The organism is Ramlibacter humi (assembly GCF_004681975.1).
In the GTDB taxonomy this organism is placed as follows: domain Bacteria; phylum Pseudomonadota; class Gammaproteobacteria; order Burkholderiales; family Burkholderiaceae_C; genus Ramlibacter; species Ramlibacter humi.
In genome coordinates, this window is sequence record NZ_SMLK01000008.1 from 97,660 (window position 1) to 112,482 (window position 14,823).

Here is a 14,823-nt window from a genome sequence, read left to right on the forward strand (position 1 = left end):
ACAACAATGTCCAGGACGACCAGTGACCAGCTGCTCGACCGCCTCCACGAATGGGGCGTGCGGCGCATCTACGGCTACCCCGGCGACGGCATCAACGGGCTGATGGGCGCCTTCGGCCGCATCGGCGACCGGATGCGCTTCATCCAGGCCCGCCATGAAGAGCTGGCCGCGTTCATGGCCTGCGCCCATGCGAAGTTCACCGGCGAGGTGGGCGTTTGCATGGCCACGTCGGGCCCGGGCGCCATCCACCTGCTCAACGGCCTGTACGACGCCAAGGGCGACCACCAGCCCGTGGTCGCCATCGTGGGCCAGCAGGCCCGCACCGCGCTCGGCGGCGACTACCAGCAGGAGGTGGACCTGATCAGCCTCTTCAAGGACGTGGCGCACGAGTACGTGCACATGGCCACGGTCCCCGCGCAGATCCGCCACCTCGTCGACCGCGCGATGCGCATCGCCATCGACCAGCGCACCGTCACCTGCGTCATCGTGCCCAACGACCTGCAGGAGCTGGAGGCCGTGGAAACGCCGCCGCGCAAGCACGGCACCATCCACAGCGGCATCGGCCTGACGGGGCGGCGCCTGGTGCCGGCCCCGGTCGACCTGCAGGCGGCCGCCGACCTGCTGAACGCGGGCAAGAAGGTCGCCATCCTCGCCGGCGCCGGCGCGCTGCACGCGACCGACGAACTCATCGCCGTGGCCGACGCGCTGGGCGCCGGCATCGCCAAGGCGCTGCTCGGCAAGTTCGCCGTGCCCGACGACCTGCCTTGGGTCACCGGCTCCATCGGCTTGCTGGGCACGGCGCCCAGCTGGGAAATGATGACCGGCTGCGACACCCTGCTGATGGTGGGCTCCAGCTTCCCCTACTCCGAGTTCCTGCCCGAAGAAGGAAAAGCCAAGGGCGTGCAGATCGACCTGGACGGCCGCAAGCTGTCGCTGCGCTACCCGATGGACGTCAACCTGGTCGGCGACAGCAAGGAGACGCTGGCCGCGCTGCTGCCGATGCTCAGGCGCAAGGACGACCGCCGCTGGCGCGAGAAGATCGAAGCCGACGTCGCGCGCTGGTGGCACGTGATGGAGAAGCGGGCCGCCGAACCGGCCAGGCCCATCAACCCGCAGCGGGTGTTCTGGGAGCTGTCGCCCAGGCTGCCGGACAACTGCATCGTCACCTGCGACTCGGGCAGTTCCGCCGCCTGGTACGCGCGCGACCTGAAGGCGCGGCGCGGCATGATGGGTTCGCTCTCGGGCGGACTGGCCACCATGTGCCCGGGCGTGCCTTACGCGCTGGCCGCCAAGTTCTGCCACCCGGACCGGCCCGCCATCGCCCTGGTGGGCGACGGCGCGATGCAGATGCTGGGCATCAACGCGCTGCCCACCATCGCGGCCCATTGGCGCGAATGGAGCGACCCGCGGCTGGTGATCATGGTGCTGAACAACCGCGACCTGAACATGGTGACGTGGGAACAGCGCGCGATGGCCGGCGACCCCAAGTTCAGCGACTCGCAGAACTTGCCGCGGCTGCCGTTCGCCGAGTACGCCAATCTGCTGGGGCTGCACGGCATCCGCGTCGACGACCCCGACCGCATCGCATCGGCCTGGGACGAAGCGCTGGCCGCGGGCAAGCCCGCGGTGCTGGAGGTCGTGGCCGATGGCGACGTGCCGCCGCTGCCGCCGCACCTGACGCTGGAACAGGGCAGGCACTTCCTGAAGGCGCTGCTGCACGGCGACCCCGACGCGGGCGGCGTCGTGCGCGAGAGCGCGCGGCAGGCCTGGGCCACCCTCAGCACCCGGCGCTGAACCGCCGCGAAGGACGGCCGTGACCCGCAACCCGCCGGAAACCCCGCTGGGCCTGGACGTGCATTCGCTGGAGCGCGACCTGCGCGCCCACGTGAAGGGCGAAGTGCGGTTCGACGACGGCTCGCGCGCGCTGTACGCGACCGATGCCTCCAACTACCGCCAGGTGCCCATCGCCGTGGTGATCCCGCTCGACGTGGACGACGTCGTCGCCACCGTCGAGGTGTGCCACCGGCACGACGCGCCGGTGCTGTCGCGCGGCGGCGGCACCAGCCTGTGCGGCCAGTCGTGCAACGTGGCCGTGATGATCGACTTCACCAAGCACCTGCACCGCGTGCTGGAGATCGACGTGCAGGGGCGCACCGCGCTGGTCGAGCCCGGCTGCGTGCTGGACGACCTGCGCGAGCAGGCGGGCGAACACGGGCTCACCTTCGCGCCCGACCCCGCCACGCACACGCACAACACGCTGGGCGGGATGATCGGCAACAACTCCTGCGGGCCGCACTCGGTGATGGGCGGCGAGACCGTGCACAACGTGCTGGCGCTGGAGATCCTGACCTACGACGGCCTGCGCACCTGGGTGGGCGGTCCGGGCACCGACGAACGCCTGCTGGCCCAGGGCGGGCGCGCGGCCCAGATCGCGCAGGAGCTGCGGTCGCTGGCCGAACGCCACGCCGGCCGCATCCGCGAGAAGTTCCCGCCCATCCCACGCCGCGTGTCGGGCTACAACCTGCCGGCGCTGCTGCCGGAAAACGGCTTCGACATCGCCAAATCGCTGGTGGGCTCCGAAGGCACCTGCGTGGTCGTGCTGCAGGCCCGGCTGCGGCTGCTGCCCAACCCGCCCTGCCGCTCGCTGGTGGTGCTGGGCTACGACTCCGTCGCCGATGCGGCCGACGACGTGATGGCGGTGATGGACTGCGGGCCCATCGCGCTGGAAGGCATGGACGACCGCCTGGTGGAAGACATCCGCCAGTCGCACATCCACGTCGACTACGTCGACCTGCTGCCCGAAGGCAAGGGCTGGCTGATCGTGGAATTCGGCGGCGGCACGCCCGACGAAGCGAAGGCGCGTGCCCGCAAGCTCACCGATCGCCTGCGCGGCAGGACGAAGCCTCCTTCCATCAAGCTCGTGGACGACGCCACACAGGAGCAGCACATCTGGAAGGTGCGCGAGTCGGGCCTGGGCGCCACCGCGCACGTGCCCGGCAAGCCCATCACCTGGGAAGGCTGGGAGGATTCCTCCGTGCCGCCCGAGAACCTGGGCAAGTACCTGCGCGAGCTGCGCGCGCTGTTCGACCGCCATGGCTACGGCTGCGACCTGTACGGCCACTTCGGCCAGGGCTGCGTGCACACGCGCATCGACTTCGACCTGGAAACGCAGCCGGGCATCGAGAAGTTCCGGCGCTTCCTGCACGAAGCCGCGCAGCTGGTGGTCAGCCTGGGCGGCTCGGTGTCGGGCGAGCACGGCGACGGGCAGTCCAAGGCGGAGCTGCTGCCCATCATGTTCGGGCCCGAGCTGGTGCGCGCGTTCGAGGAGTTCAAGGCGATCTGGGACCCGCGCAACCGCATGAACCCCGGCAAGGTCGTGCACCCGTACCGCCCGGACGAGAACCTGCGGCTGGGCACGGCCTACGCGCCGCGGCCGGTGGAAACGCGCATGTTCTTCGCCGACGACCGCGGCGACTTCGGCCGCACCGTGCTGCGCTGCGTGGGCGTGGGCGAATGCCGCAAGCGCGACGGCACCATGTGCCCCAGCTACAAGGCCACGCTGGAGGAAAAGCACAGCACGCGCGGCCGGGCTCACCTCCTGTTCGAGATGCTGAACGGCGAGCGCGACGGCGGCGTGCTCAAGCAAGGCTGGCGCGAGGAAGCCGTCAAGGAAGCGCTGGACCTGTGCCTGTCGTGCAAGGCGTGCAAGCACGAATGCCCGGTGAAGGTGGACATGGCCGCGTACAAGGCCGAGTTCCTGTCGCACTACTACGAGCACCACCCTCGCCCGCTGTCGGCCGCCACCTTCGGCTTCATCGACCGCTGGGCCCGGCTGGCCGCGGTGGCGCCCGGTGCCGCCAACTACCTCACGCAGCACGAGCCCTTCTCGGGCTGGATCAAGCGCGCGGCCGGCATCGCGGCGCAGCGGCGGCTGCCGGCCTTCGCGGCGAAGACCTTCACCGCGTCGTTCCGCGAAGAGCCGCTGGCCGGCTCGCGCGGCGAAGTGCTGCTGTGGCCCGACACCTTCAACAACCACTTCCACCCGCAGGTCGCCCATGACGCGGTGGAAGTGCTCCGGCGGGCCGGCTGGCGTGTGCGGCTGCCTCGCGCCAGCGTGTGCTGCGGACGGCCGCTCTACGAAGCGGGCTACCTGGACGAGGCGCGCCGCTACCTGGAACGCACCCTGGTTGTGCTGGCCGACGAGATTCGCGCGGGCATCCCCGTGGTCGTGCTGGAGCCCGCCTGCCTGTCGGTGTTCCGCGAGGAGATGCCGATGATGCTGCCCCACCACGAGCAGGCGAAACGGCTGCGGCAGCAGAGCTTCCTGTTCGCCGATTTCCTCCACGCGCATGCGGCCGGGCTGGAAGTGCGGCCGCTGCGGCGCCAGGCGCTGGTGCACCTGCACTGCCACCACAAGTCGGTGCTCGGCACGGACGGCGAGCACGAGTGGCTGCGCCGCTTACAGCTGGACGTGCAGGAACCTGACACCGGCTGCTGCGGCATGGCGGGATCGTTCGGTTTCGAGGCGGGCAAGTACGACGTGTCCATGCGCTGCGGCGAGCGCGCGCTGCTGCCCGCGGTGCGCGAAGCGGGCGGCGAACAGCTGGTGCTGGCCGACGGCTACAGCTGCCGCGAGCAGATCGCGCAGGGCACCGGTCGCCGCGCCCTGCACCTGGCGCAGGTGCTGCGCATGGCGCTGGAAGGAGCGCAAGACGAATGATGGAATCCCCCCGCATCGGCCGTACCGTCTGGGCGGTGGCCGAGGGCTACATCCCTTCCCAGGGCTCGGGCGGCGGGCGCGCGCTGGAAAGCCACGAGACCGTGTGCCTGCTCAACGCCGGGCCGCGCGAGGCGCACGTGGACCTCACCCTCTTCTTCGCCGACCGCGACCCCGCGGGCCCGTACCGGGTGACCGTGGCGGCGCAGCGCACGCTGCACCTGCGCTTCAACGACCTGGGGGACCCCGAGCCGGTGCCGCGCGACCGCGACTACTCCAGCGTGATCGTGTCCGACGAACCCATCGTGGTGCAGCACACGCGGCTGGATTCGCGGCAGAGCGCGCTGGCGCTGCTGTCCACCGTCGCGTATTCGCAGGACTGAGGCCCGCATGGCGCCCCGCGAGCCGTCCATCGGGGACTACGCCGCCATCGGCGACTGCCGCACGCTGGCCCTGGTCTCGCGCTTCGGCGGCATCGACTGGTGCTGTGTGCCGGATTTTTCCAGCCCCTCGGTGTTCGGCGCGCTGCTGGACCGGGCGCTGCGGCTGCACGAGATCCAGTCGCTGCCGATCGACGTGGAACACCTGCGCCGCGAGTGCGAAGCCATCCGCGCCGACATCGAAGCCCGCGCCTGGGACGAGTCGCTGGGCAGCTACGCCGGCTTCTATGGCAGCCAGGCGCCGGACGCCAGCCTGCTGCTGATCCCGCGCATGGGCTACCTCGACCCGCGCGACCCGCGCATGCTGGCCACCACGGCACGCATCCGCCAGGAGTTGTCGGCGGGCGGCCTGCTCTACCGCTTCCCTCCCGGCAGGCAGTACGACGGCGTGGAAGGCGGCGAGCACCTGTTCGCCATCTGCAGCTTCTGGCTGGTGGACTGCCTGGCGCGGCAAGGCAGCCTCGACGAAGCGCAGGCGCTGTACGAAAGGCTGCTGTCGCTGCGCACGCCCGCCGGCCTGTACGCGGAGGAGCTCGACAGCCGCACCGGCGCGGCGGTGGGCAACTTCCCGCAGGCGTTCAGCCACGTCGGCTCGATCACCGCCGCCCTGTCGCTGCAGTCGGCGCGCGACGCGGCCGGATTGCGGAGCACCACCGCATGAACCGCGACCGCGACCAGGTCTTCAGCGCGCGGCTGGAACTGGCCGTGAAGCTGGCCATCGCCGGGCTGTTCCTGCTGGTGCCCGCGGTGGTGGGGTTCGCGCTGTGGCGCGAAGCCTCGAACCAGGCGCTGGGAGAACCGGTGGTGCAGCCCATCCCGTTCAGCCACAAGCACCACGCCGGCGACGACGGCATCGACTGCCGCTACTGCCACACGGCGGTGGAAACGGAGCGGCACGCCGGCCTGCCGTCCACCCACATCTGCCTGAGCTGCCATTCGCAGCTGTACACCGACGCGAAAGTGCTGGCGCCGCTGCACGAAAGCGAGCGCACCGGCAAGCCGGTGGAGTGGCAGCGCGTGCACCAGCTGCCCGACTTCGTCTTCTTCGACCACAGCGTGCACGTGGCCAAGGGCGTGGGCTGCGTGGAATGCCACGGGCGCGTCGACCAGATGCCGATCACCTGGCGCGCGCAGCCGCTGCAGATGCAGTGGTGCCTGCAGTGCCACCGCGATCCCGCGCACCACCTGCGGCCGCATTCGCAGCTGTTCGACATGGCGGCGCCGCGGCTGTCCGAAGCCGATGCGCAGAACCTGGCCCGCGCGATGAAGCTGGAGAGCACGCGCCGCCTCACCGACTGTTCCACCTGCCACCGTTGACCGATGACGCAAGAGCAGCCCGTCCACTTCCACCCGCATGCACTGCCGGTCCGCCGGCGCGAGGTGCTGCGGTTGATGGCCGCGTCCATGGCGCTGGCCGGCGCCGGCTGCACGCGCCAGCCGCGCGAGCGCATCTACCCGTGGGTGGACATGCCGGAAGCGCGCGCGGACAGCTCACCCGTGTTCTACGCCAGCGCCGTGGCGCGCGACGGGCATGCGCAAGGCGTGCTCATCGCCACGCACGGCGGGCGGCCGACCAAGGTGGAAGGCAACCCGCTGCACCCGTCCAGCCTGGGCGCGACCGACGCGTTCGGCCAGGCCACGGTGCTGGACCTGTGGGACCCCGACCGATCGCAGGCGCCGATGCAGCGGCTGGGCCGCGAACACGAAGGGCCGTTGGCCATCTCGTCGTGGCCGGCGTTCGAGACCGCGTGGCGGCGCGTGGCGAACGACCTGGATGCGAGCGGCGGCGAAGGCCTGCGGCTGCTCGCGGGGCCGGCCACTTCGCCAACGTTGCGGCGGCAGCTGGCGGCGATCGCCAGGCGCTGGCCGCGCTCACGCTTGCACCAGTACTCGTCCGTGCCGGATGCCGGCGCGCGCGCGGGCACGGCCGCCGCGTTCGGGCGCGAAGTGCAGCCCCTGTTCCATTTCGACCGAGTGCGATGCGTGCTCTCGCTGGCCGCCGACCCGTTCAGCGAAGGCCCGGGCGCGGTGCGCCACGCGATGGACTGGTCGCAGCTGCGCAGCCGCGAAGGCCCGCAAGCCGCCTGCGCCGTGGAGGTCGCGCCCGGCCTGTTCGGCGCGCGCGCGGACCGCCGCGTGGCGATGGCGCCGCGCGACATCGAGGCCTTGGCCTTGCGGCTCGCAGCCGGCCAGCCCTTGCCGGGCCTGGGGACCGAGATGCTCGCCGCGCTGCGGGCCGCCGGGCGCGATGCGCTGGTGATCGCCGGGCCTTCGCTTTCCGCATCCGCGCACGCCGCGGTGCACGCGCTCAACGATCGGCTGGGCGCCGCCGGCAACACCGTGCAGTACCTGCCGCCGCTGGCGTGGGCCGAAGGCGCCGGCAACCTGCCCGGCCTGGTGAGCGACATGGAGGCCGGGCGGGTGCGCGTGCTGCTCGTGCTGGACGCCAACCCCGCGTACGACACACCCGGCGAACTCGGCTTCCGCCAAGCGGTGAGCCGGGTGGCCACGTCCGTGCACTGCGGCCTCTACCGCGACGAATCGGCGCGCACCTGCGACTGGCACCTGCCGCTCTCGCACGGCTTCGAGGCGTGGAGCGACGCGCTGGCGCACGACGGCACGGCCACGCTGGTGCAGCCCGCCATCGCGCCGCTGTACGACAGCCGCTCGCTGCACGAACTGCTGGCGCTGGTGGCGGGCGACGACGTGCGCGACGGCCACGCCATCGTGCAGGCCACCTGGCGCGAGCAGGCCGGCGGCGGCTTCGACACCTTCTGGCGCGAGGCGTTGCAGAAAGGCGTGATCGAAGGCAGTGCGCCGGCGCCGCTGCGGGTGCGTGCGCGCGCCGAGCCCGCTTCCACCGCTGGCGTGGCCGGCGGCGCGGGCCTGGTCGCCGTCTTCGCGCCCGACCCGTCGGCCCACGACGGCCGCTTCGCCAACAACGCGTGGCTGCAGGAGCTGCCGCGGCCTTTCACCAAGCTCACCTGGGACAACGCCGCGCTGCTGGGCCCGGCCACGGCACGACAGCTCGGACTGCGCAAGGGCGACCGGGTCCGCCTGCGGGCGGGTACCCGTTCGGTGGCCGCGCCGGTCTGGGTGCAGGACGGGCATGCCGAAGGCGTGCTGACGCTGCCGCTCGGCTACGGCCGCGACAACGCCGGACGGGTGGGCGACGGCGTGGGCTTCGACGCCTACCACCTGATGGCGGCGCAGGCGGGGCCCTTGCCGGTGCAGGTGGAACGGCTGGCCGATCGCCACGACTTCGCGGTGACGCAGCACACCATGGACCCTTCCGGCCGCGAGCCCGCGCGCGTCATCGATGCCGGCGCGCGTGTCGAGCCCGAGCGCGAGCAGCCTTCGCTCTACCCGCGATGGGAATACCCCGAGCACGCGTGGGCCATGACCATCGACCTGGATGCCTGCATCGGCTGCAACGCGTGCACCGCCGCTTGCCAGGCCGAAAACAACATCCCGGTCGTCGGCAAGGAGCAGGTGTCGCACGGGCGCGAGATGCACTGGATCCGCGTCGATGCCTACGCAGCGCCGGAAGAAGACGAGACGGTGTTCCAGCCGGTGCCCTGCATGCACTGCGAGAACGCGCCCTGCGAGCTGGTGTGCCCGGTGGGCGCGACCATGCACGACAGCGAAGGCCTGAACGTGCAGGTCTACAACCGCTGCATCGGCACGCGCTTCTGCTCCAACAACTGCCCGTACAAGGTCCGCCGCTTCAACTTCCTGCAGTTCACCGACGCGACGACCGAAAGCCTGAAGGGCCAGCGCAACCCCAACGTCACGGTGCGCCAGCGCGGCGTGATGGAGAAGTGCAACTACTGCCTGCAGCGCGTGGCGCGCGCGCGGCAGCACGCGCAGCGCACCGGCGTGCCGCTGGCCGACGGCGACGTGGTGACGGCCTGCCAGGCCGTTTGCCCCACGCGCGCCATCCATTTCGGCGACCTGCACGACCCCGCCAGCGCCGTCTCGCAGCAGCGGCGATCGCCGCGCCACTACGCGCTGCTGGCCGAACTGAACACCCGCCCGCGCACCACCTACCTGGCGCGCGTACGCCGCAAGGAAGAGAAAGGACCGAAGACATGAAACCATCGGACAACCCACCGCAGCCGCGCGTCACGCGCCGCCGGCTGCTCACCGCGGGCGCGGTGATCCCCATCGCGGGCGCGGCCGCCGCGCGCATCGTGCAGCCCGGCGAGATGCCCTGGACCGAGGGCGCGGCCGACGTGCCGCCGCCGGCGGTGCAGCCGGCGGGCTACACCTGGCTCACCCCCGCCGAGGCCGCGTTCGTCGAAGCCGCGGTGTCGCGCCTGATCCCGGCCGACGAGCTGGGGCCGGGCGCGAAGGAAGCGGGCGTGCCGGTGTTCATCGACCGGCAGCTGGCCGGCGAGTACGGCCGCGGCTCGCGCTGGTACATGCAGGGCCCGTGGGGCGAAGGCGAGAAGACGCAGGGCTGGCAGACGCGCATGACGCCGGCGGCGCTGTACCGCGCGGGCATCCGCGAGGTCGACGAGGCGGTGGGCAAGGAAGGCCGCGCAGCCGCCTTCGCCAAGCTGTCCGCCGACGACCAGGACCGCTGGCTGCACCAGCTGGAAGACGGCAAGGTGAAGCTGCCGACGGCCGACGCGAAGACCTTCTTCGAGCTGCTGCAGCAGAACACCATCGAAGGCTTCTTCTCCGACCCGCTGTACGGCGGCAACCGCGACATGGCGGGCTGGAAGCTGATCGGCTTTCCCGGCGCGCGCTACGACCACACGTCTTTCGTGAAGAAGCACGGCGAGAAGTACCCGCTGCCGCCGGTCGCCATCCTGGGCCGTCCGGACTGGAACCCGCCGGGAGGCAGCCATGGCTGAGAAACTGCCCTCCGTCGACGCGCTGGTCATCGGCTTCGGCTGGACCGGGGCCATCCTCGCGCAGGAACTCACCGACGCCGGCCTGAACGTCCTCGCGCTGGAGCGCGGCAACTGGCGAGACACGCCCACCGACTTCGCGCCCACCTTCGCGCAGGACGAGCTGCGCTACTACTGGCGGCACGAGCTGTTCCAGTACCCCGCGCACGAGACGCTCACCGTCCGCAACAACGCCAGCCAGGTCGCGCTGCCCATGCGCCGGCTCGGGTCCTTCCTGCCCGGCACCAACGTCGGCGGGGCGGGCATCCACTGGAACGGGCAGAGCTGGCGCTTCCTGCCGTCGGACTTCCTCGCGCGCTCGCACAACACGCAGCGGTACGGCAAGAGCGCGATCCCGGACGACATGACCATCCAGGACTGGGGCGTGACCTACGGGGAGCTGGAGCCGCACTACGACCGCTTCGAGTACCTGTGCGGCATCTCGGGCAAGGCCGGCAACCTGCAGGGGCAGATCCAGGCCGGCGGCAACCCCTTCGAAGGACCGCGGGCGCGCGAGTTCCCGAACCCGCCGATGGAGATGACGCTGCCGCCAGCGCTGTTCGCGCAAGCCGCGCAGTCCATGGGCTACAAGCCCTTCCCGCAGCCGTCGGCCAACATGTCGCGCGCCTACACCAACCCGCTGGGCGTGCAGCTGGGCCCGTGCACCTACTGCGGCTTCTGCGAGAAGTTCGGCTGCGGCAACTACGCCAAGGCCAGCGCGCAGACCACCATCCTGCCGGTGCTGATGCGCAAACCCAACTTCAAACTGCGCACCGAAGCCGAGGTGACGAAGATCAACCTCGACGCCACCGGCAAGCGGGCGGTGAGCGTCACCTTCATCGACGCCGCAGGGCGCGAGTACGAGCAGCCGGCCGAGCTGATCGTGCTGTGCGCGTACATCCTGCACAACGTGCGGCTGCTGCTGCTGTCGAAGATCGGCAAGCCCTACGACGCGGCGGCCAACGAAGGCGTGGTCGGCCGCAACTACGCCTACCAGATCACGTCGTCGGTCAACGTGTTCTTCGAGGACAAGATCCTCAACCCCTTCATCGGTGCCGGCGCGCTCGGCATGGTGGTCGACGACTACAACGGGGACAACTTCGACCACGCGGGCCTGGGCTTCATCGGCGGCGGCTACATCGGCAACATCCAGACCGGCGCGCGCCCGATCGAGACGCACGAAGTCCCCAAGGGCACGCCCGGCTGGGGCAGCCAATGGAAGAAGGCGCTGGCGCACAACTACCTGCGCACCATGAGCCTGGCCACGCACGGCGCGGTCATGAGCCACCGCGGCAACTTCCTGGACCTGGACCCGACCTACCGCGACGTGTACGGCCGGCCGCTGATGCGCATGACCTTCGACTACACGGACAACGAGCACCGCATGTCCGACTTCCTCACGGACAAGGCGGCCGCCATCGCGAAGGCGATGAACGCGCGCGAGATCAAGGCCAACCCGCGCAAGGGCAGCTGGGACGTGGTGCCCTACCAGACGACGCACAACACGGGCGGCGCCATCATGGGCACCGACCCGCGCACCAGCGCCGTCAACCGCTACCTGCAAAGCTGGGACGTGCCCAACCTGTTCGTGATGGGCGCCAGCGCTTTTCCCCAGAACCCGGGCTACAACCCCACCGGCACCGTCGCCGCGCTCGCGTACTGGAGCGCGCTGGCGATCCGCGAGCGCTACCTCAAGGCGCCCGGCCCGCTCGCATGAAGGAGGCGCCGCGATGAATCGCTCCCTGCTCCTCTGGCCGGTGCTCGGCGCCGCGGCGCTGGCCACCGCCAACCTGCTGCTGGCGCAGCCCACCACCTCGCCGCAGCAGCAGCCCGCGCCGCCGGCAGCCAACGCCGCGCCCACCGCGCAGGTGGAGCGCGGCCGCTACCTGGTGCAGCTGGGCGACTGCGTCGCGTGCCACACGCAGAAAGGCGGCGCGCGGTTGGCCGGCGGCCGCCCAGTGGGCACGCCTTTCGGCCGCCTGCTGTCGGCCAACCTCACGCCCGACACGCAGACCGGCATCGGCCGCTACAACCCCGACACCTTCTACCGCGCGATGCACGAAGGCATCGACCACGAAGGGCGGCACCTCTACCCGGCGTTCCCGTACAACTACTACACGCAGGTCACCCGCGAGGATTCGGACGCGATGTTCGCGTACCTGCGCACGGTGCCCGCGGTGAACCACGCGGTGGACCGCAACCAGCTGCCCTTCCCCTTCAACATCCGGCAGCTGATGATCGTGTGGAACGCGATGTTCCTCGACAAGGGGCCCTACAAGCCCGTCGCCGGCAAGCCGCCGGAGTGGAACCGCGGCGCCTACCTGGTCGAAGGCCTGGGCCACTGCCAGGCCTGCCACACGCCCAAGAACATGCTGGGCGCGAACAAGGACCGCGACGCTTTCCGCGGCGGCACCCTCGGCGTCTGGTTCGCGCCCGACCTCACCGGCAACCGCCGCACCGGCCTGGGCGGCTGGGACGACGCCACCCTGCGCGAGTTCCTGCGCAGCGGCGCCAACACGCACAGCGCCGCTTCGGGCGAGATGGGCGAGGTGGTCGCGTTCTCCACCTCGCAGATGAACGACGCCGACATCGCCGCGACCATCGCCTACCTGCGCACCATCGCCCCGTCGCCGGACCTCAAGGTGGAGGCGCCCGATGCGCAGGTGATGAAGCAGGGCGAGGCCATCTTCCAGGACGCCTGCGCGGCCTGCCACCGCATGGACGGCAGCGGCGTGCCGCGCCTGTTCCCGCCGATCCGCGGCGACGCCAACCTGCAGCAGTCCGATCCCGCGACGCTGATCCACTTCGTGCTGGCGGGCACGCGCAAGGTGCCGGTCGATGCGTCGCCGACGCCGTTGTCCATGCCCGCCTTCGGCTGGAAGCTGTCGGACCAGCAGGTGGCGGCCGTGCTGACCTACTCGCGCAACAGCTGGGGCAACAGCGCGCCCGCGGTCACGGGCAAGCAGGTGGAGGACCTGCGCAAGAAGCTGAAGCTGGAGACCCAGCCGCGCGCCGAACCGCCGGTGGACCTGGCGCACCCGGGCGCGCTGACGCTGTCCACCGCCAACACCGACAGCCGTGCCAACGGCACGGGCGATGCCGGCAAGGCCGCACCCGCCAGCGACAAGCTGCCGACGACGGCCGGCCAGGCATCGGGCGCCCAGGGCGGCGGCAGCGCGCCTTCGGGCCAGGGCGGCAGCGGCGGCTCCAACGCCGCCGGCAGTGGCGCGCCGAAGGAAAAAGGCGGCGGCCGTCCGGCCGGCGTTCCGGCCGGAGGGGGCTGATGGCGCCAGGCGAACGTCCCCTCGCCTCGCGCGACATCGGCGTGCTGCGCGCCGGGTGGAGCTACGCGTCCATCAGCGACAAGATCGCCGACCTGGTGCTGACGCGCCCGGTGCGCTGGCCGTGGCTGGCCGGCTTCTTCGGCACGCTGGCGGGGACGCTGGCCTTCCTGTCCGCGATGGGCTACCTGTTCACCAAGGGCATCGGCATCTGGGGCGTGGACATCCCGGTGGCCTGGGGCTTCGCCATCGCCAACTTCGTGTGGTGGATCGGCATCGGCCACGCGGGCACCTTCATCTCGGCCATCCTGCTGCTGCTGCGGCAGAAGTGGCGCACTTCGATCAACCGCTTCGCCGAGGCGATGACGCTGTTCGCCGCATCCATGGCAGGCCTGTTCCCCATCCTGCACCTGGGGCGGCCCTGGTTCTTCTACTGGATCGCGCCCTACCCCAACCACATGAACGTGTGGCCGCAGTGGCGCAGCCCGCTGGTGTGGGACTTCTTCGCCATCGCCACCTACCTGACGGTGTCGCTGCTCTTCTGGTACGTGGGCCTGGTGCCCGACCTGGCGACACTGCGCGACCGCGCGCACTCCCGCTTCAAGCAGGTGGCGTACGGCCTGTTCGCGCTGGGCTGGCGCGGCGAAGCGCGGCACTGGGCGCGCTTCGAGACCGCCTACCTGCTGCTGGCCGGCATCGCCACGCCGCTGGTGGTGTCGGTGCACTCGGTGGTGTCGCTGGACTTCGCCGTCGGCAACACGCCGGGCTATCACTCGACCATCTTCCCGCCCTACTTCGTGGCCGGCGCGCTGTTCAGCGGCTTCGCCATGGTGCTGACGCTGGCCATCCCGCTGCGCAAGGCTTTCGGGCTGGAGGACTTCATCACCGAGGTGCACCTGGACCATGCGGCCAAGGTGCTGCTGGCGACCGGCGCGTTCGTGGCCTACGGTTACGCCAGCGAGATCTTCATGGCGTTCTACAGCGGCGACGAGTACGAGATCGCCATGACCACCGACCGCTGGGTCGGCGCCTACGCGCCGGTGTACTGGACCATGATGGCCTTCAACGTGCTGGTGCCGCAGCTGCTGTGGTGGCGCAAGGCACGGCGCAACGTGGCGCTGCTGTTCGCGCTGAGCATCTTGGTCAACCTGGGCATGTGGATGGAACGCGTGACCATCGTCGTGCAGAGCCTGCACCGCGACTTCCTGCCCTCGTCGTGGGGCATCTTCATCCCGACGATGTGGGACTGGGTCTTCCTGCTGGGCTCGATCTGCACCTTCGCCTGGCTGTTCCTGGTCTTCCTGCGCGTGCTGCCCGCGATCTCCATCTCCGAGATGCGGCTGCTGGCGCGCGAGAGCGTGAAGGGGGCGTCTTCATGAGTGCACGAAGAACTCCCGTCCGCGAAAGGCGCGAAGGATTCGCGAAAGGCGCGAAAGAGATCCGTGAAGGATGTCGTTCTCCCCTTCGCGTCAATTTCGCGCCCTTCG

General features: G+C 70.7%; 10 protein-coding genes. All 10 read left to right on the forward strand.

Features of this window, described 5'->3' with window-relative positions; translation table 11 throughout:
• Positions 1-6: 6 nt before the first annotated feature.
• From EZ216_RS19105 to nrfD, 10 genes are read left to right on the forward strand one after another with little or no spacing between them, the layout of a single operon-like run.
• Positions 7-1,794, forward strand: coding sequence for a thiamine pyrophosphate-requiring protein (locus tag EZ216_RS19105; protein WP_135251390.1), 1,788 nt, complete (start codon positions 7-9; stop codon positions 1,792-1,794).
• Positions 1,795-1,813: 19 nt separating this feature from the next.
• Entirely contained in the window at positions 1,814-4,720 is a 2,907-nt protein-coding gene (locus EZ216_RS19110) for an FAD-binding and (Fe-S)-binding domain-containing protein (protein ID WP_135251391.1), read from the forward strand.
• Positions 4,717-5,100, forward strand: a complete 384-nt coding sequence (locus EZ216_RS19115) for a sensory rhodopsin transducer (RefSeq protein ID WP_239024442.1) — start codon at positions 4,717-4,719, stop codon at positions 5,098-5,100. The genes EZ216_RS19110 and EZ216_RS19115 overlap by 4 nt, the downstream gene beginning before the upstream one ends.
• A gap of 7 nt (positions 5,101-5,107) precedes the next feature.
• On the forward strand, positions 5,108-5,818 hold the full coding sequence (locus EZ216_RS19120) for a glycoside hydrolase family 15 protein (protein WP_135251392.1): 711 nt from the start codon (positions 5,108-5,110) through the stop codon (positions 5,816-5,818).
• Entirely contained in the window at positions 5,815-6,474 is a 660-nt protein-coding gene (locus tag EZ216_RS19125) for a cytochrome c3 family protein (protein WP_135251393.1), read from the forward strand. The genes EZ216_RS19120 and EZ216_RS19125 overlap by 4 nt, the downstream gene beginning before the upstream one ends.
• 3 nt (positions 6,475-6,477) lie before the next feature.
• Positions 6,478-9,252: a 4Fe-4S dicluster domain-containing protein gene (locus tag EZ216_RS19130; RefSeq protein ID WP_135251394.1), complete on the forward strand. Its 2,775-nt coding sequence runs from the start codon at positions 6,478-6,480 to the stop codon at positions 9,250-9,252.
• The gene (locus EZ216_RS19135) at positions 9,249-10,019 is read left to right on the forward strand and encodes a gluconate 2-dehydrogenase subunit 3 family protein (protein WP_135251395.1); all 771 of its coding nucleotides are present in this window, start codon (positions 9,249-9,251) and stop codon (positions 10,017-10,019) included. Before EZ216_RS19130 ends, EZ216_RS19135 begins: the two co-directional genes overlap by 4 nt.
• Entirely contained in the window at positions 10,012-11,772 is a 1,761-nt protein-coding gene (locus tag EZ216_RS19140; RefSeq protein ID WP_135251396.1) for a GMC family oxidoreductase, read from the forward strand. The genes EZ216_RS19135 and EZ216_RS19140 overlap by 8 nt, the downstream gene beginning before the upstream one ends.
• A gap of 13 nt (positions 11,773-11,785) precedes the next feature.
• Entirely contained in the window at positions 11,786-13,339 is a 1,554-nt protein-coding gene (locus tag EZ216_RS19145) for a c-type cytochrome (RefSeq protein ID WP_135251397.1), read from the forward strand.
• The gene (gene nrfD, locus EZ216_RS19150) at positions 13,339-14,715 is read left to right on the forward strand and encodes an NrfD/PsrC family molybdoenzyme membrane anchor subunit (RefSeq protein ID WP_135251398.1); all 1,377 of its coding nucleotides are present in this window, start codon (positions 13,339-13,341) and stop codon (positions 14,713-14,715) included. Before EZ216_RS19145 ends, nrfD begins: the two co-directional genes overlap by 1 nt.
• Positions 14,716-14,823 lie beyond the last annotated feature (108 nt).

What these genes read in the sequence shown, in the direction of transcription:
- EZ216_RS19105 (WP_135251390.1), top strand. Translation starts at nt 7, where the DNA reads ATGTCCAGGACGACCAGTGACCAGCTGCTCGACCGCCTCCACGAATGG.
- EZ216_RS19115 (WP_239024442.1), top strand. Translation starts at nt 4,717, where the DNA reads ATGATGGAATCCCCCCGCATCGGCCGTACCGTCTGGGCGGTGGCCGAG.
- EZ216_RS19120 (WP_135251392.1), top strand. Translation starts at nt 5,108, where the DNA reads ATGGCGCCCCGCGAGCCGTCCATCGGGGACTACGCCGCCATCGGCGAC.
- EZ216_RS19125 (WP_135251393.1), top strand. Translation starts at nt 5,815, where the DNA reads ATGAACCGCGACCGCGACCAGGTCTTCAGCGCGCGGCTGGAACTGGCC.
- EZ216_RS19130 (WP_135251394.1), top strand. Translation starts at nt 6,478, where the DNA reads ATGACGCAAGAGCAGCCCGTCCACTTCCACCCGCATGCACTGCCGGTC.
- EZ216_RS19135 (WP_135251395.1), top strand. Translation starts at nt 9,249, where the DNA reads ATGAAACCATCGGACAACCCACCGCAGCCGCGCGTCACGCGCCGCCGG.
- EZ216_RS19140 (WP_135251396.1), top strand. Translation starts at nt 10,012, where the DNA reads ATGGCTGAGAAACTGCCCTCCGTCGACGCGCTGGTCATCGGCTTCGGC.
- EZ216_RS19145 (WP_135251397.1), top strand. Translation starts at nt 11,786, where the DNA reads ATGAATCGCTCCCTGCTCCTCTGGCCGGTGCTCGGCGCCGCGGCGCTG.
- nrfD (WP_135251398.1), top strand. Translation starts at nt 13,339, where the DNA reads ATGGCGCCAGGCGAACGTCCCCTCGCCTCGCGCGACATCGGCGTGCTG.